This window comes from Pseudomonas sp. ASL4 (genome assembly GCF_056680395.1).
Genome location: NZ_CM155280.1, coordinates 5,095,350 through 5,111,422, shown reverse-complemented (window position 1 = coordinate 5,111,422; position 16,073 = coordinate 5,095,350). Strand labels below are relative to the sequence as shown.

14 protein-coding genes are annotated in these 16,073 nt (G+C 60.4%); 9 read left to right on the top strand and 5 right to left on the bottom strand.

The window, feature by feature from the left end; translation table 11 throughout:
- Positions 1 to 10 precede the first annotated feature (10 nt).
- Positions 11 to 1,636 (bottom strand): NADP-dependent glyceraldehyde-3-phosphate dehydrogenase, encoded by a 1,626-nt coding sequence (locus tag AC1MEW_RS22975; RefSeq protein ID WP_201204146.1) that lies wholly within the window; start codon positions 1,634 to 1,636, stop codon positions 11 to 13.
- Positions 1,637 to 2,014: 378 nt separating this feature from the next.
- On the opposite strand from AC1MEW_RS22975, the gene AC1MEW_RS22970 reads away from it, so the two are divergent.
- The 4 genes from AC1MEW_RS22970 to AC1MEW_RS22955 all read left to right on the top strand — a co-directional run bounded on the left by AC1MEW_RS22970 (position 2,015) and on the right by AC1MEW_RS22955 (position 5,808).
- Positions 2,015 to 2,377, top strand: coding sequence for a c-type cytochrome (locus AC1MEW_RS22970; protein ID WP_201257262.1), 363 nt, complete (start codon positions 2,015 to 2,017; stop codon positions 2,375 to 2,377).
- Positions 2,378 to 2,395: 18 nt separating this feature from the next.
- The gene (locus tag AC1MEW_RS22965) at positions 2,396 to 3,790 is read left to right on the top strand and encodes a D-arabinono-1,4-lactone oxidase (RefSeq protein WP_480423733.1); all 1,395 of its coding nucleotides are present in this window, start codon (positions 2,396 to 2,398) and stop codon (positions 3,788 to 3,790) included.
- A 74-nt stretch (positions 3,791 to 3,864) separates the two neighbouring features.
- Entirely contained in the window at positions 3,865 to 5,073 is a 1,209-nt protein-coding gene (locus AC1MEW_RS22960; RefSeq protein WP_201205298.1) for a DSD1 family PLP-dependent enzyme, read from the top strand.
- A gap of 213 nt (positions 5,074 to 5,286) precedes the next feature.
- Complete coding sequence (locus AC1MEW_RS22955; RefSeq protein WP_201257263.1) at positions 5,287 to 5,808, top strand: GNAT family N-acetyltransferase; 522 nt, start codon at positions 5,287 to 5,289, stop codon at positions 5,806 to 5,808.
- A gap of 1 nt (position 5,809) precedes the next feature.
- On the opposite strand, the gene AC1MEW_RS22950 is transcribed toward AC1MEW_RS22955, so the two are convergent.
- Positions 5,810 to 6,502: an aspartate/glutamate racemase family protein gene (locus AC1MEW_RS22950; protein ID WP_201257264.1), complete on the bottom strand. Its 693-nt coding sequence runs from the start codon at positions 6,500 to 6,502 to the stop codon at positions 5,810 to 5,812.
- Positions 6,503 to 6,580: 78 nt separating this feature from the next.
- On the opposite strand from AC1MEW_RS22950, the gene AC1MEW_RS22945 reads away from it, so the two are divergent.
- Together AC1MEW_RS22945 and AC1MEW_RS22940 are read left to right on the top strand one after the other, a co-directional pair.
- Complete coding sequence (locus AC1MEW_RS22945; protein ID WP_201257265.1) at positions 6,581 to 7,348, top strand: AraC family transcriptional regulator; 768 nt, start codon at positions 6,581 to 6,583, stop codon at positions 7,346 to 7,348.
- Between the two features lie 69 nt (positions 7,349 to 7,417).
- Positions 7,418 to 7,912 (top strand): hypothetical protein, encoded by a 495-nt coding sequence (locus AC1MEW_RS22940; protein WP_322268310.1) that lies wholly within the window; start codon positions 7,418 to 7,420, stop codon positions 7,910 to 7,912.
- Positions 7,913 to 8,038: 126 nt separating this feature from the next.
- Here the strand turns inward: AC1MEW_RS22940 and AC1MEW_RS22935 are convergent, their stop codons facing one another.
- Together AC1MEW_RS22935 and ccoN are read right to left on the bottom strand one after the other, a co-directional pair.
- Positions 8,039 to 8,260, bottom strand: coding sequence for a cbb3-type cytochrome c oxidase subunit 3 (locus AC1MEW_RS22935; RefSeq protein ID WP_201204127.1), 222 nt, complete (start codon positions 8,258 to 8,260; stop codon positions 8,039 to 8,041).
- A gap of 15 nt (positions 8,261 to 8,275) precedes the next feature.
- On the bottom strand, positions 8,276 to 9,703 hold the full coding sequence (gene ccoN / locus AC1MEW_RS22930) for a cytochrome-c oxidase, cbb3-type subunit I (RefSeq protein WP_201204125.1): 1,428 nt from the start codon (positions 9,701 to 9,703) through the stop codon (positions 8,276 to 8,278).
- Between the two features lie 411 nt (positions 9,704 to 10,114).
- Between ccoN and AC1MEW_RS22925 the strand changes: the two genes are divergently transcribed.
- From AC1MEW_RS22925 to AC1MEW_RS22915, 3 genes are all read left to right on the top strand, one after another.
- On the top strand, positions 10,115 to 11,788 hold the full coding sequence (locus tag AC1MEW_RS22925) for a nitrite/sulfite reductase (protein ID WP_480423732.1): 1,674 nt from the start codon (positions 10,115 to 10,117) through the stop codon (positions 11,786 to 11,788).
- Positions 11,785 to 12,279: a DUF934 domain-containing protein gene (locus AC1MEW_RS22920; protein ID WP_480423731.1), complete on the top strand. Its 495-nt coding sequence runs from the start codon at positions 11,785 to 11,787 to the stop codon at positions 12,277 to 12,279. The genes AC1MEW_RS22925 and AC1MEW_RS22920 overlap by 4 nt, the downstream gene beginning before the upstream one ends.
- A 271-nt stretch (positions 12,280 to 12,550) precedes the next feature.
- Positions 12,551 to 13,519, top strand: coding sequence for a hypothetical protein (locus AC1MEW_RS22915; protein WP_480423730.1), 969 nt, complete (start codon positions 12,551 to 12,553; stop codon positions 13,517 to 13,519).
- Between the two features lie 181 nt (positions 13,520 to 13,700).
- Here AC1MEW_RS22915 and AC1MEW_RS22910 read toward each other — a convergent pair whose 3' ends face one another.
- A complete protein-coding gene (locus AC1MEW_RS22910) occupies positions 13,701 to 16,061 on the bottom strand; it encodes a tetratricopeptide repeat protein (protein WP_480423729.1) in 2,361 nt (786 codons plus the stop codon).
- Positions 16,062 to 16,073 lie beyond the last annotated feature (12 nt).

The window sequence follows — 16,073 nt, the reverse complement described above, 5'->3', positions numbered from 1 at the left end:
TCAGGTTTCCTCAGAAAATGTAATCAGTCGTCAGGAAGCTCGAATCGCGCCCGCGAATGATCTCGCTAATGAGCGCTTTGTTGCTGTCCTGGAACTTGGTCGCCACCAGTGTCCGGATCGAAAACACCCGCAACGCATCATGTACCGACAGTGTGCCTTCGGCGGAGTTCTTGCGGCCGTTGAACGGGAAGGTGTCCGGGCCGCGCTGGCACTGGGCGTTAATGTTGATGCGCCCGACCTGATTGGCGAAGGTGTCGACCAATCGGCCAACCGCCACCGGGTTGGTGCCGAAGATACTCAGCTGCTGGCCGAAATCCGATTCAAGGACGTAATCGATCACTGTATCCAGATGCCGGTACGGCACGATCGGCACCACAGGGCCGAACTGCTCTTCCTGATAGACGCGCATCTGCGGGTTCACCGGGTACAGCACCGCCGGGTAGAAGAACGACGCGCGGGCCTCTCCACCGTTGGGATTGACCACAGTGGCGCCTTTACTGACCGCGTCTGCCACCAGCGAATGCAGGTATTCGACCTTGCTCGCTTCCGGCAGCGGCGTCAGCGCCACGCCGGTGTCCCACGGCATGCCGGGTTTGAGGGTGGCGAGTTTGGCGTTGAATTTCTCGATGAACGACTCGACCACATCTTCATGGACGAAGAGGATTTTCAACGCGGTGCAGCGCTGGCCATTGAACGACAGCGAACCGGTGAGCGCTTCGCTGACGGCGTTGTCCAGGTCCACCTCGGGCAGCACGATGCCGGGGTTTTTCGCGTCCAGGCCCAGCGCGGCGCGCAAGCGGTGTGGTTTCGGGTGAAGCTTTTTCAGGTCGCTGGCAGCTTTGTTGGTGCCGATAAACGCGAAGATATCGATCTTGCCGCTGGCCATCAGCGCGCTGACGGTTTCGCGGCCGCTGCCGTAGATCACGTTGATCACGCCGGTCGGGAAGCTGTCGCGGAAGGCTTCCAGCAGCGGGCGAATCAACAACACGCCGAGCTTGGCCGGTTTGAACACCACGGTGTTGCCCATGATCAGCGCCGGAATCAGCGTGGTGAAGGTTTCGTTCAGCGGGTAGTTGTAAGGTCCCATGCACAGCGCCACGCCCAGTGGTACGCGGCGGATCTGGCCGAGTGTGTCCTGTTCCAGCTCGAAACGGCTGGAGCGGCGGTCGAGTTCCTTGAGGGCGTTGATGGTGTCGACGATGTAATCGCAGGTGCGGTCGAATTCTTTTTCCGAGTCCTTGAGGTTCTTGCCGATTTCCCACATCAGCAACTTCACCACCGCGTCACGCTGCTGGCGCATACGCCCCAGGAAGGATTCGACGTGTTGAATGCGCTCGGCCACGCGCATGGTCGGCCACAGGCCCTGGCCACGGTCGTAGGCGCGGACGGCGGCGTCGAGAGCGGTCAATGCGGTTTCAGCATCCAGCAGCGGCGTGCTGCCAAGGATCACTTGTTCATCGCCATTCTCGCCGGTCAGATACACCGGGCTGCGGACTTGGGCGAGGGGGCCGCTCCAGGTTCGTAACTCGCCATCGACCAGGTATTCACGTTGCTCGGTCTGGCCGTCGAGGCGGTATTTTTCCGGGATGTCGCTGCTGTCGGGAAACAGATTGCCAAGGATGTGTGCTGTGGTCATGTCGCTACCCCGTGTGGATTCTGATGCACTGATGAATCGTTTTAGCAGACCTCGACCTCGCTTGTCATGACTCATCTCAGGTGAAAGTTGCTTATTCAAGATAGTCGCTGATGTTGCCGCGAGTGGCTTGTTCGACGCCGGCCCATTGTGGGAGCGGGCTTGCTCGCGAAGACGGTGGGCCATTCAGTCTTGTAGTTGCCTGACACACCGTCTTCGCGAGCAAGCCCGCTCTCACAGGAGATTTGCTGGCCTCAGAAGCCCCCCTTAATGTCCGGCAATGCCCTCAACCCCGCCACGTGCCTGGCTTAGTGTTGCCTCTCCTTGATCAGAATAAGAAATGTGCACCGGCTGGCTGGCGCACTCAACGAGAGGACTGCTATGCCGACAATCAGGTACGCGGCGTTACTGGTCGCCGCTGTGCTACTTAGCGCTTGCGGTGATGAACCCAAAACTCAGGCCACCCGCAGCGAAGCCGGCAGCGCCGCACCCACCGACACCGCACTGGCGCAGGTCTACGCCAACAGTTGCAAGCTCTGCCACGCCAATCCCGCCGCCGGGGCGCCGATGACCGGCGACAAAAAAGCCTGGGAGCCGCGGGTGCTGCAAGGCGCCGACACGCTGCTCGATCACGCGATCAACGGCTACAACGGCATGCCGCCGATGGGGATGTGCATGCAGTGTTCCGAGGAAGAATTCCTGGCGCTGATTTCATTTATGTCCGGTCAGTCCATCCAACAATAAGAACGGCAGGTGCACTTCATGACAATGGACCTGACACGACGTCAGTTATTGCAACGGGCGAGCATCATCGGTGCCTTCACTGCGCTCGGTTCCAGCCCGGCGCTGGCCGAACTGCTGCGCGCGCCACGATTGATTCCCTGGCGCAACTGGTCCGGCGGCCAGAGTTGCCTGCCGGCGGCGCGGTTGGCGCCGAAAAACCTCGATGAACTGACCCAAGTGATTCGCCAGGCCCCCGGCAAGATCCGCCCGGTCGGCTCGGCGCATTCCTTCAGCGCGCTGGTGCCGACCGACGGCACGCTGTTGTCCATGAGCTACTTTACCGGCCTGCTCGACCACGATCCCAGCACGTTGCAGGCCGAGTTCGCCGGCGGTACGCCGATGTCACGCATGGGCACGCCGCTCAAGGACATCGGTCAGGCGCTGCAGAACATGGCCGACATCGACTACCAGACCCTCGCCGGTGCGATTTCCACCTCGACCCACGGTACCGGCAAGACGTTTCAATCCTACTCGGCCCACGTCTCTGGCCTGCAACTGGTCACCGCCAGCGGCGAAGTGCTCGACTGTGACAGCACCCATCACCCCGAAGTGTTCAGCGCTGCCCGGGTTTCCCTCGGGGCTTTGGGCGTGGCGAGCAAAATACGCCTGCAAAATCGCCCGGCCTATCGTCTGAGAGAACGCCAGTGGATCGCCAAAACCGAAGAACTGCTGGAAGACATCGACAAAAACACTCAGGAAAACCAACACTGGGAAATGCTCGTGGTGACCCATTCCGACTACGCCTTGTCGATCGCCCTGAATGAAACCACCGACCCGGCCACGCCGCCGATCCCGGCAGATGAGGAGGGCGGCAACGAGTTCGTGACCCTGATCGAGAAGATCGACAAGTACGGCAGCGACTTCCCCGACCTGCGCCGCACCATGCTCAATAACCTGCGCCACCTCGCCAGTTTCGATGACCGTGTGGGCGACTCGTTCGACATCTACGCCAACGTGCGCACCGTGCGTTTCAACGAGATGGAATATTCGGTGCCGGCCGAATACGGCCCGGCCTGCCTGCGGGAAATCATCAAGCTGATTCAGGACAAAGACCTGCGTACCTGGTTTCCCATCGAATACCGCTACGTCAAAGCCGACGACATTCCCCTGAGCATGTTCGAAGGCCGCGACAGCTGCTCGATCTCGGTTCACCAGCATTACCAGATGGACCATCACAACTTCTTCGCCGCCGTCGAACCGATCTTCTGGAAGTACAACGGCAGGCCGCATTGGGGGAAATTGCACACGCTCAACGCGAAGAACCTGCAGCCGCTCTACCCACGCTGGCGAGAATTCATCGAGGTCCGCCAGGCGCTGGACCCCAGCGGCAAGTTTCTCAACGCGCATCTGATGTCGATTCTGGGGGTGAGCTGATGGCCGTGAATCGACGCAATTTTCTGCTCGGCAGTGTAGGCGTGGGCGCCTTGCTGATTGGCGTTGGCGCATGGCTGCGACCGGGGGACAGGGGCGGACCGTACAGCGAATATTTCCGTGCGTTGAATCGAGAACTCAAGGACCACGGCCCGATGCGTCCGGTGATGTTGATCGATCTGGACCGCCTCGATCACAACATCGACGTGGTGATGCAATCGGTCCAGCGCGCCGGCAAACACTTGCGGCTGGTGGAGAAATCCCTGCCGGCGCCAGGGTTGCTGACGTACATCGCCCAGCGTGCCGGCACGAAGCGTTTGATGTCATTTCACCAGCCATTTCTCAACCACGACGCCGTGCAATTTCCCGACGCCGACATCCTGCTCGGCAAACCGCTGCCGGTGCGTTCGGCGCAGTTGTTTTACGAAACCCACAAAGGGCCATTCGACCCGGCGAAGCAGTTGCAGTGGTTGCTCGATACCCCCGAGCGACTCCGGCAATACCTGGCGCTTGCGCAAGGTCTGGGCACGCGACTGCGCGTAAACATCGAGCTGGACGTCGGCTTGCATCGCGGCGGTGTCAGCGACCTGGGCGTGCTCGGGCAGATGCTGGCGCTGATCAGCGCTCACCCGCAACACCTGGAGTTCGGCGGGTTCATGGGCTACGACCCGTTCGTGGGCATGGGCGTGCCGGGGATTCTTGGTTCGCCCGAGGAACTGTTCGCCAAAGTTATGGTGATCTACAACCGCTGTGTCGATTTCACTCGTCAGCAGTATCCGGGCTTGTGGCGTGAAGGTCTGACGCTCAATACCGCCGGCAGTCCGAGTTATCGCATGCACGAACAGGAAAGCCTGAGCAGCGAAGTCTCGGTGGGCACGGCGATGCTCAAACCGACGCACTATGATTTGCCATCGTTGGTGGACCATGTGCCGGCGGCGTACATCGCCACGCCGGTGTTGAAAAGCACCGGCGCGGTGAACATTCCGGCGCTGGACGACAAGTCGAAACTGTTCTCGTGGTGGGACGCCAATCAGCGCGAGACATTCTTCATTTATGGCGGCAACTGGATGGCCGAGTTCGAATCACCCCAGGGATTGCAGAGCAACGGCGTGTATGGCCGCAGCTCCAACCAGGAAATGGTCAACGGCTCCAGCGCAGTGGGATTGGTGGTGGAAGATCAAGTGTTCCTGCGTCCGACCCAGACTGAGTCGGTGTTGTTGCAGTTTGGTGATTTGCTCGCTGTACGCGGCGGCAAAATCGTCGATACCTGGCCGGTCTACGCCTGAGCACCGTCACACCCATGGAATGCAAACCCTGTGGCGAGGGGGCTTGTCGGAATGCCGCACCACCCCGTTCGGCGGCGCAGCCGTCGCATGACCTGTATGCGAGATATGCCTGAAGGAATGCTGGGGTCGCTTCGCAACCCAACGGGGGCAAGCCCCCTCGCCACAGAGGTCTTTGGCGGTTTAGAGTAAGCGGCCACTCAAGGAAGAATCACTATGCCCGCCACCGACCCCATCATCACCATCCAGCGCTTCAGCGAATCCCACATCGACGGCGTTACCGCGCTCTACAACGACCCGGCCATTACCCGTCAGGTGCTGCAAATGCCGTTTCAGTCCACCGAGGTTTGGCGCAAACGCCTGGCACCGGATAACGAGCGGGTGGTGCAATTGGTGGCGCTGCATCAAGGGACGATCATCGGCAACATTGGTCTGGAGCAGTTCTCGCGGATCCGCCGCAGCCACGCCGGCAACCTCGGTATGGGCGTCGCCGGGGAATGGCAGGGCAAGGGCGTTGGCTCCAAACTGTTGGCGACGGCGCTGGAGATCGCTGACAACTGGATGAACCTGCGCCGGGTCGAGCTTTCGGTGTACGCCGATAACGAAGCGGCCATCGCGCTGTACCGCAAATTCGGTTTTGAAGACGAAGGCCTGTTTCGCGACTACGCCGTGCGTGACGGCGTGCTGGTGGATGCCTTGAGCATGGCGCGTCTGCGTTCCACGCCCAAGGTCGGTTGAGTCAGTCGCCCAAGGCGAACGCCACCGCCGCCTGCGCATGCAGTTCGGTGGTGTCGAACAGGGGCAGGGCGCTGTGCTCGGGTTTGATCAGCAAGGTGATTTCCGTGCAGCCAAGGATGATTGCCTGGGCGCCGCGCGCCGTCAGCGACTCAATGACTTGCTGGTAAACCTTGCGCGACGCCTCGCTGATCACCCCGACGCACAACTCGTCGTAAATGATCCGGTGCACGGCTTGGCGCTCTTCCACCTCAGGTACCAGCACCGTCAGCCCCATGGCTGCCAGACGATCCTTGAGGAAATCCTGCTCCATGGTGAACGCGGTGCCCAGCAAGCCAACCTTGAGCGCTCCGGCCTCGACTGCCGCTTGGCCGGTCGGGTCGGCGATGTGCAGGAACGGAATGCCGATCGCGTCCTGAATCTGCCCGGCCACCTTGTGCATGGTGTTGGTACACAGCACCACGCATTCGGCACCGCCAGCCTCCAATCTGCGCGCGGCATCCACCAGAATCGCCGCCGCATCGTCCCAGCGCCCGGCATGCTGGGCTTGTTCGACAGGCCCGAAGTCGACGCTGTACATTAGCAATTGTGCCGAACGCAACGGTCCGAGTTGGTCACGGACCTGCTGGTTGATAAGGCGATAGTATTCGGCGCTGGACTCCCAGCTCATGCCGCCGATCAGGCCGATGGTGCGCATGTCGTGCTCCTGTTGTTGGCTACCCTTTGTTAGAGAGTCTCCCGTGGATTCGAGCGTCGATCTATCAGGAAATTTCACATGCTGAGCCAAAGCCTGCTGAGCGATAAAGTTTGCCTGCAACTGCTGCCGCGCGCTGCTTACAGCGCGCGGGATCCGGCGCAGTGGCACACGCTTGGCGTGACGCTGGAGCGCCAGCAAGGTGTGCATGCCATCGATTCGGACCATCGGGTGGACTTCGACACACTGCCCGGCGTACTGGCGCACACACCGGTCGGCGTCGAAGTGTTTTCCGAATCGGCCAGCGGCGGTGAATACCTGGTACTGCGGATGGACGAACAGTTCGCCCATCAACACGTGCCTTTGGTAAACCATCGCGTGCAGTCCGCCGGGAATGGCCGGGCGTTAGCGCTGGCGAGAGAGTTGCGGCGTTTGCTGCTGGCCCCGCAACCTGACCGGCTGGCCCTGGAACAAGGTGTGCTGGCGTTCGTCGCTCTGGCGGGTGTGCCAGCCGAAACCGCGCAGCGGACCACGGCCCAGGCGTTCGCCCGGGTGCTGGATCAGATTGCCGAGCAGTTCCACCAACCCCTGAGCCTGGAACAGCTGGCCGTTACTTATGGACACAATGAGCTGCGGTTCCTGCGCGACTTCACCCGTGCCATCGGCCTCACGCCCCATGCGTATCTGATTGAAGTCAGGCTGCAGGCCGCGCGCCGGCTGATCGAACAGACGAATCTGCCCCTGGCCAGCATCGCCCAGGACGCAGGCTTCGCCCATCAGTCGCACATGGGCAGCGCCTTTCGCAAACACTTGGCCATGACCCCCAGCCAGTACCGCTCACGCTTTTAGTCGTACGTCGGTGGCGCGCATCTGCCATGCTCAAAGTCCGCAGCACTGCTTCAACATAGGAACACCGCAATGGACGACGTACAGCAACTGGGCGAGATGCTTCGCCACTACGCAGAAAGCGAAGCGCACAAGAAGCAATTGTTTGAGTCGCAATCGGCCGTGTGGGCGACGCGCATTGGTGAGCTGTTCGATCAGATCCAGCACTGGCTGGAACCGGTCCAGGCACCGAATCTGCTGGAAGTGAGCCGTGAGGTGTACGTCGCCTCTGGGCCGAGCGTGCCGGTCGAGACTTCGACCTTCAAGACCGAGAAGCTGACGGTTGTGATTGCCGGCAAACCGGTGGAGTTTGTGCCAGATGTGATGGGCGTGGGTGGTCAGATTTCACTGGCGGTGATGGGCCTGACGGCCGCGCGTTACGGCAGCATTTCGCTGGTGTGCCTGCCGCCATCCGCGAGCTGGCAGTGGCGCAAGACCAATGGCCTGAAAGACCCGGATACGTTCAGCTTTGATGCGAACTTCCTGGCGTTGCAGTTGCAGAGCCTGATACCCCGCGAACGCGGCTGAATCCTGGCTGGCACATAACCCTGTGGGAGCGGGCTTGCTCGCGAAGAGGTCATCAGCTTCAACATCTTCGTTGACTGCTAGACCGCTATCGCGAGCAAGCCCGCTCCCACATTGATCGGCGTTGCATCAAATTTCGAGGTTGCCCCAACCAGGTTTAGCTTCCTCCGGCGCCACCGCCTTCACAGTCTTGCCCGTCGCCAACTCCACCCTTCGCGCCACCTCCGGGTCATCGGCAAACGGCATCAGACTCGCATCCTCCAGGCTCTCGGGCGTCTGGTGTTTCAGGCAATACTCAATCGCCAGCCAGAACCCGACAACCCCAAACAGATTCAACATCGTCTCGATCATCTCAAGCTCCTTGCCTCAAGCAATCTGCGCTTCACGCTCGGCCATCACCACGTCCGCCACCCGCACCGTGCGCCAGCAGTTGTAAGCCATCAGCAGCATGCCGCTGAGGAAGAACACCCCGCCGGCAAACCGCACCACAAACCCCGGATGGCTGGCCTGCAAGGCCTCGACGAAGGAATAAGTCAGCGTGCCGTCGTCGTTGATCGCGCGCCACATCAGGCCTTGGGTGATGCCGTTGACCCACATCGACGCGATGTACAACACGGTGCCGATGGTCGCCAGCCAGAAGTGCAGGTTGATCAGCGGCGTGCTGAACATCTGCTCGCGGCCGAAGACTTTCGGCACCATGTGGTAAATCGCGCCGAAGGTGATCATCGCGACCCAACCCAAAGCACCCGCGTGAACGTGGCCGATGGTCCAGTCGGTGTAGTGGGAGAGGGCGTTCACGGTCTTGATCGCCATCATCGGGCCCTCGAACGTCGACATGCCGTAGAAGGCCAGTGACAGCACCAGGAAACGCAGGATCGGGTCGGTGCGCAACTTATGCCAGGCGCCCGACAGGGTCATCATCCCGTTGATCATCCCGCCCCAGCTCGGCGCCAGCAGGATCAGCGACATGGCCATACCGAGAGACTGCGCCCAGTCCGGCAGCGCGGTGTAGTGCAAGTGGTGCGGGCCAGCCCAGATATACAGGGTGATCAGCGCCCAGAAATGCACGATCGACAACCGATACGAGTACACCGGCCGTCCGACCTGTTTCGGCACGAAGTAGTACATCATTCCCAGGAACCCGGTGGTCAGGAAGAAACCCACTGCGTTGTGCCCGTACCACCACTGGACCATGGCGTCGGTGGCCCCGGAATACACCGGATACGACTTGAACCAGCCCACCGGAATCGATAGGTGATTGACCACGTGCAGCATGGCAATCACCACGATGAACGCGCCGAAAAACCAGTTGCCGACGTAGATGTGCTTGGTCTTGCGCTGCACCACGGTGGTGAAGAACACGACAGCGTAGGCGACCCAGACCACGGTCATCCACACCGCGCCGGAGAACTCGATCTCGGCATATTCCTTGGTGGTGGTGTAGCCCAGCGGCAAGGTGATCAGCATCACCACAATCACTGATTGCCAGCCCCAGAAGGTGAAGGCAGCGAGCTTGTCCGAGTACAGCCGCACCTGGCAGGTACGCTGTACCGCGTAGTAACTGGCGGCGAATTGTGCGCTGCCGGCAAAGCCGAAAATCACCAGGCTGGTGTGCAGCGGACGCAAGCGGCCGAAGGTGGTCCACGGCAGGTCGAGGTTCATTTCGGGCCACACCAGTTGCGAGGCGATAAACACCCCCATCGCCATCCCCACGACGCCCCAAACAATGGTTGCCACGATGAATTGGCGGACGACCTTGTAGTTATAGGCCTGTCCGATTGTCGCTGTGCTCATGGTCAGTTCATCCATGCAAAGTCTTGCCAGGCCACCCGGTCTGGCATGGGATGCACTGTAGAAACCCTGTCGGAAACAAAACAGACTCAGGAAAACTCGATTTATGCGGATCAGATGCAAGGCATGCCTGCGGCCATCTGCCGTGCTCTGATACGGTTTTTTAGGTTTCAGGTGGGTCTGTAACGCGCTGCGCCGTAGGTCCATAGTCGCCACCTAGAAAACGAGCCGCAGAGCCTGATGCCATTCAGTGTTGACGCAAACCTTGTGGGAGCGAGCTTGCTCGCGATGGCGGCTGTTCATTCAGCACATGTGTTGTCTGTCAGTCAGCTATCGCGAGCAAGCTCGCTCCCACAGAGATTGTGGTGACTGGCATTAGCCACCGAGCCCGATCAACCCTGATGAGGTAGCCACATGTATCAGTACGACGACTATGACCGGGCGCTGGTGTTTGAACGGGTCGCGCAGTTTCGCGATCAGGTCGAGCGCTTCATGGTGGGTGAACTGAGCGAAGAGGAGTTCCTGCCGCTGCGCTTGCAAAACGGCCTCTACATGCAAAAGCACGCCTACATGCTGCGGGTGGCAATACCCTACGGCACCCTCGGCGCCGGACAAATGCGCACGCTGGCGAGCATCGCCCGGGACTACGATCGTGGCTACGGCCATTTCACCACCCGGCAGAACATGCAGTTCAACTGGATCGAACTGGCCCAGGTGCCGGATATCCTCGAACGCCTGGCCCAAGTGGAAATGCACGCGATCCAGACTTCCGGCAACTGCGTGCGCAACATCACCACCGAAGCGTTCGCCGGGGTCGCGGCGGACGAACTGATCGACCCGCGCCCCCTGGCGGAAATCCTGCGGCAGTGGTCGACCATCAACCCGGAGTTCCTCTTCCTGCCACGCAAATTCAAGATCGCCATCTGCTCGGCCAAGCAGGATCGCGCGGCGATCATGATGCATGACATCGGCCTCTACCTTTACCCCGGCAGCGATGGGCAAATGCTGCTGCGAGTGATCGTTGGCGGCGGTCTGGGGCGCACGCCGATCCTTGGTTTGCAGATTCGCGAAGGCCTGCCGTGGCAGCACTTGCTGTCCTACGTTGAAGCGGTGCTGCGGGTCTACAACCGCTACGGCCGGCGGGACAACAAGTACAAGGCGCGGATCAAGATTCTGGTGAAAGCGCTGGGCATCGAAGCCTTCGCCAAGGAAGTGGAAGAAGAGTGGCAACACCTCAAGGACGGCCCCGCGCAGTTGACCGACGTCGAGTATGAACGCGTTGCCAGTGCCTTCGTCCCGCCGGTTTATCAAGCGCTGGCGGGCACCAACCTGGATTTCGGTACGCGCCTGACGCAGAACCCGGCCTTCGCCCGTTGGGTCGCGCGCAACGTGCAGCCGCACAAAGTGCCGGGTTACGTCAGCGTCGTGCTCTCGACCAAACCGGGCATCGCTTCACCGCCAGGAGACGTGACTGCCGAGCAGATGGACGCTGTGGCCGACTGGTCCGAGCAGTTTGGTTTCGGCGAGATTCGCATCGCCCACGAGCAGAACATCGTGCTGCCGGACGTGACCAAGGCTGACCTGTATGCGTTGTGGTGCCTGGCCTGCGATCAGGGGCTGGGCTGCGCAAATATCGGTTTGCTGACCGACATCATCGCCTGCCCCGGTGGCGATTTTTGCGCGCTGGCCAACGCCAAATCGATCCCGATTGCCCAAGCGATTCAGGGTCGATTCGAAGACCTCGATTATCTTCACGACCTGGGCGACATCAGCCTCAACATCTCCGGCTGCATGAACGCCTGCGGCCACCACCACATCGGCAACATCGGCATTCTGGGCGTCGATAAGAACGGCAGCGAGTGGTACCAGATCACCCTCGGCGGTGCCCAAGGCAGGAACAGCGCGCTGGGCAAAGTCATCGGCCCATCGTTCAGTGCGGCCGAAGTACCCGACGTAATTGAGCGGATCATCGCTACCTTCGTCCGTTACCGCGAAAGCGAGGAACTGTTCGTCGATACGGTACAGCGCATTGGTCTGGAGCCGTTCAAGGAACGGATCTACCCGAAAGTGCTGGAGGCGTCGGTATGAACAATCTGTTGCGGCTGGAGGAGGGACTAGCGCGGATCGTGACGAACGATCCGTGGACGCTGGTGCGTACGCTCGAGGGTGACTTGCCGACAGGCCCGTTAGTGTTGCCTTTGGCCGGATGGTTGACGCGGCGCTTCGAACACAATCCAGCACGCGATGCTGTGTGGCTGGGGCCGGATGATGAGGTCGAAAGCCTGAAACCATGGGCCAGGTTACTGCCAATGATCGCCGTGGATTTCCCGAGTTTTCGTGATGGTCGCGGCTACAGCCAGGCGTACCTGTTGCGTACTCGACTGGGCTGGACCGGTGAATTGCGCGCAATTGGCGACGTGCTGCGCGATCAACTGAGCCACATGCGCCAGTGCGGGTTCGACAGCTTTGCAGTGCGCGAGGACAAGTCCGCTGAAGATGCGCTGAAAGGGTTGGCGGGGATGAGCGTGTCGTATGGGCGTTCGGTGATTGAGCCGCGACCGTTGTTCAGACGCCGCTGAATATCACCATGCAACTTAAGGCCTGTGGGATTTTGTGGCGAGGGAGCTTGCTCCCGCTGGGTCGCGAAGCGGCCCCTGCATTTATCCAGTTGTACCGCGTCCGCTGGATTGACGACTGCTGCGCAGCCGAGCGGGAGCAAGCTCCCTCGCCACATTGATCTTCAGTGAATAGGTATTTTTACTTGGGGCCGGTACTGGCATTTTGGTAGAGTCCGCCGCACTCAGCGGTTTTTTGGCTGCATGGACGAAATCAAGAAGGGAGTCTGACGTTGTGAGCTTCGGCAAGAAGATTTTAGGGCTGACGGCATTTTTACTGATGTTGACCCTCTGGGGCGGTTACTTCTACGTGTTCCAGGAAAACCGTGGCGGGCAGTTGGGCGGCGCCTACGACAGCACCGCCTGGTGCGGCACACCACCGTCTGCCGATGCGTTGTCGCTGGGCAAGGATCAACTGACCCTGCGCATCACCAACAACCTGCGCGGTGAGTTTATGCTCGGCGGCTCGATCATCGTGTCCGAGCGCACTTTCAACCGCTACGACCTGGGCCGCAACGAACTGCGTTTGCGCCTGGAACCGTTGCAATGGTCCTACGGCGCCACGCCGATCTTCCTCGAACAGGTCCGGATTAAACCCCTGAGCCGCAACCTCGCCTCGGACAACAAAAGTGCCTACGCCGAACTCGAATCACGACCGATTGGCGTGCAGGGGCGGGCTACCGAGTTTCCTTTCGACACCTACCGCTACGGTTACAAACCGGTGCTCTATTACCTCAAGGGCAACGAGCGCATCGACCTGCGCTTCCGTCACATCACCACGCTGATGGAGATGTCGAACACCTTCACGCCAATCCAGAAGTACAACCGCGTCGAGTACATCAACGAGAAAAACTCGATGGTGCGTGATGAGGATTACAAGGCTTACGCGCCCAACGAATGCGCGTTCAGCGTTGAGCGTAAGGGTTCGTTCAAGGTGATTGTTTTGCTGATGTTGCTGGTGCTTTGCTTGCCGCTGATGCACGTGTTTTATCGCGACGAGCCGGGTATCGACTTTCTGGCCACGCTGGTGGGGGTTGGTGCGGTAAGGATGCTGCTGGTGGGGCCGTTGCAGGATTTCCAGCTGTACAACATCGACTTTCTGTTTGGCGCGGCGATTCTGCTGGTGGGGACGGTGTCGCTGATCAAGGCGATGCGGGCCAATAGTCGGCGGGTATTGGCGGCTAAGAGTGGTTCAACGTGGTGATGCTCTATCAGGTCAACACATAACCTGTGGCGAGGGGGCTTGCCCCCGTTGGGCTGCGCAGCAGCCCTAAAACCTGTCGACGCGATTCTACAGACTTACCGCATTCGCCGGTTTTACGACGGCTTCGCCGCCGAACGGGGGCAAGCCCCCTCGCCACAGAGGCCTCAAGATCAGCCCCCAATCATTTCAACGCCGGATCGCCCATGTTCATCTTCTTCCAGCCCTGCAGCAGCACTTGGGCCTTCGGTTCCTTGCCGTTCTCCAAGTAATACTGGATCAACGACAACCGCGCATTACGGTTGGCCGGCTGAACTTTCAACAACCGCTCCAGCTCTTCGCACGCTTCATCAACCTTGCCGCTGTCATGCAGCGCCACCGCCAATACATAACCGTACTGCGCGCTCTGGGGCTCCAGCGCGGCGGCTTTGCGTAACAGCGGCATCGCTTGCGCGGTTTTACCGGCACGAATCAGCGACAAGCCCTGGGTATGCAGCAACAGCGCAGAATCCGGGTGCTCCTTGACGCTCTGCTCCAGCAGCGCTTGCGCCTCAGCACCGCGACCTTTGGCTTCCAGCCATTGCACCAGCGTTACCAGCGCCGGGTAGAAGTCCGGGTCACGTTTCAGGGCCATACGCAGCAGCGGCTCGACGTCCGCCGTACGTCCACTGCCCTGATAGAGCATGGCCAGGTTGAGGTTGGCCTCGGCGCGTTCCGCCAGGCTTTTTTGCACGTCTTCGTATTCGGCGATCGCCGCTTCCCAGTTGGCCTGGGCGCTGCCCAAACCGTTGCGGGCCACGCTGAGCAGGTCCCGGGCCGCGACAATCCGCACAGCCTTCACCGGGTCGCCGAGCAGCGGCGTCAACAGCGGCGCACGCTCCGGTGGCGGCAGGAACGCACTGATCGCCCGCACCGCGCTTTCACGCACCTGTGGCGCCAGGTTGCTCAAGTCCTGGGTCGCCAGTTTCAGCGCTTGCTCGCTCGGGTACAGCGGCAACTCGGCCAGCAACGTCGCCCGTTGAATCGCCGGCAGGTTGCTGCGCTGCAATTGCTCGTACAAGGCTTGCGCGGCGCCGGGTTGGCCGTTGCGGATCAGCCACAAACTTTCGTCATAACGCGGTGCCTGAACAGCAGACGCCGAAGCGGTGTTCCACAGCTTGAATTGCTCGGTGACCTTGTCCCCGGCCTTGCCCTGGTGACAGGTCAGGCAGGCGTCCGGCGTGCCAAGTTTTTTAGCGCGCTCGGGGTTGGGAATGCTGAAGCTGTGGTCATGCCGGAAGTCGTTGCCCATGTAGAACTTGCCCGGCATATGGCAATCCACACACTGCGAACCCGGCTGGCCCATGGTGTGGCGGGTGTGTTCGATGGAGTCGTAGTTCTTCGCTTGCAGGCCCTTGCCGTCGACGCCTTCCACCGCAGTTTTGCCGGCGGTGTTGTGGCATTGCAGGCATACGCCGTTGCCCGGCGCCTTGAGTTCGGTGCTGTGGGGGTTGTGGCAGTTGCTGCAACGCACACCTTTGTCGAACATTTTGCTTTGGGCGAAGGAGCCGTGCTCGAACACTTCGTCCTTGATCTTTCCGTCCAACGCATACAGCTCGCGGGTCAGGGTGCTCGGCAAGTAGTCGTCCATCAGCCGTTTGCCGACGGTGTAGCCATCGCCCAGCGGTGCGCGACGCGAGTGGCAGCGGGCGCAGGTTTCGATCTCGACAGTGGCGTTTTTGTCCTTGAGGTCGACGGCAAAACCGGCGTGGATCAAGTCGGTTTTTTTCGCCGTCCATTCCAGGTGATTGGACGCTGGGCCGTGGCACGCCTGGCAGCCAACGCCAAGGCTGTTCCAGTGACTCTCAAAGGTGTTTTTTACGGCATCGAAATTTCGGTTGTAGCCAGTGGTGTGGCACTCGACACACATGAAGTTGGCGTTCTGGCTCGGCTTGCTCCAGTGCAGCGGGTTCTTGAAGTTCACCCCTTGCCCCGGATAGAGATGAAACCAGCGCTGCTTCTCGGTATCCCAGGCCACGCCGAGGGCTTGCAACCGGCCTTCGCCGACTTCGATCAGGTATTGCTGAAGCGGCGCGATGCCGAAGGTGTAGGCGACTTTGAAATCGGCATTCTTGCCGTCGATCCCAGGTGTGTTGACCCAGAACTCGTCACCTTTGTGCGAGAACACAGTGGTCTCTTTTTCCGCCTTGAAGGTGACGTTTTTAAAGTCCCCCAGCATCGTGTCGGCGGTGGCGGGTTGCATCGCCAATTGGTGATGGGAGCCTTGCCAATCCTTGACCTGCTCGGTGTGGCAGCCCTGGCATTGTTGCTCATCAACCATCGTCGCCGGGGTCGCAGCCACTACCGGTTTGGCCGGTTGCACGACAGGCGCGCTGACCGCTACAGGCTTGAGCGGGGCGGGTGTGCTGCTGTTGAAAAGAAACCAGCCGATTCCCGCGACAGCCAGCAGCAAGACGCCGATGGTGACGGGAAACAGGTAACGGTTAATCAAGGTCGGTGGCGAATCAAGGTTTGTGTTTACTGCTTTATTTTTATGCTTCGACATTGCGACTTCCGT

Excerpts from the sequence above, each read along its gene's own strand:
- AC1MEW_RS22920 (WP_480423731.1), top strand. The coding sequence starts at position 11,785 with ATGAACAATCTGTTGCGGCTGGAGGAGGGACTAGCGCGGATCGTGACG.
- AC1MEW_RS22970 (WP_201257262.1), top strand. The coding sequence starts at position 2,015 with ATGCCGACAATCAGGTACGCGGCGTTACTGGTCGCCGCTGTGCTACTT.
- AC1MEW_RS22925 (WP_480423732.1), top strand. The coding sequence starts at position 10,115 with ATGTATCAGTACGACGACTATGACCGGGCGCTGGTGTTTGAACGGGTC.
- AC1MEW_RS22940 (WP_322268310.1), top strand. The coding sequence starts at position 7,418 with ATGGACGACGTACAGCAACTGGGCGAGATGCTTCGCCACTACGCAGAA.
- AC1MEW_RS22975 (WP_201204146.1), bottom strand. The coding sequence starts at position 1,636 with ATGACCACAGCACACATCCTTGGCAATCTGTTTCCCGACAGCAGCGAC.
- AC1MEW_RS22955 (WP_201257263.1), top strand. The coding sequence starts at position 5,287 with ATGCCCGCCACCGACCCCATCATCACCATCCAGCGCTTCAGCGAATCC.
- AC1MEW_RS22950 (WP_201257264.1), bottom strand. The coding sequence starts at position 6,502 with ATGCGCACCATCGGCCTGATCGGCGGCATGAGCTGGGAGTCCAGCGCC.
- ccoN (WP_201204125.1), bottom strand. The coding sequence starts at position 9,703 with ATGAGCACAGCGACAATCGGACAGGCCTATAACTACAAGGTCGTCCGC.
- AC1MEW_RS22965 (WP_480423733.1), top strand. The coding sequence starts at position 2,396 with ATGACAATGGACCTGACACGACGTCAGTTATTGCAACGGGCGAGCATC.
- AC1MEW_RS22910 (WP_480423729.1), bottom strand. The coding sequence starts at position 16,061 with ATGTCGAAGCATAAAAATAAAGCAGTAAACACAAACCTTGATTCGCCA.
- AC1MEW_RS22945 (WP_201257265.1), top strand. The coding sequence starts at position 6,581 with ATGCTGAGCCAAAGCCTGCTGAGCGATAAAGTTTGCCTGCAACTGCTG.
- AC1MEW_RS22935 (WP_201204127.1), bottom strand. The coding sequence starts at position 8,260 with ATGATCGAGACGATGTTGAATCTGTTTGGGGTTGTCGGGTTCTGGCTG.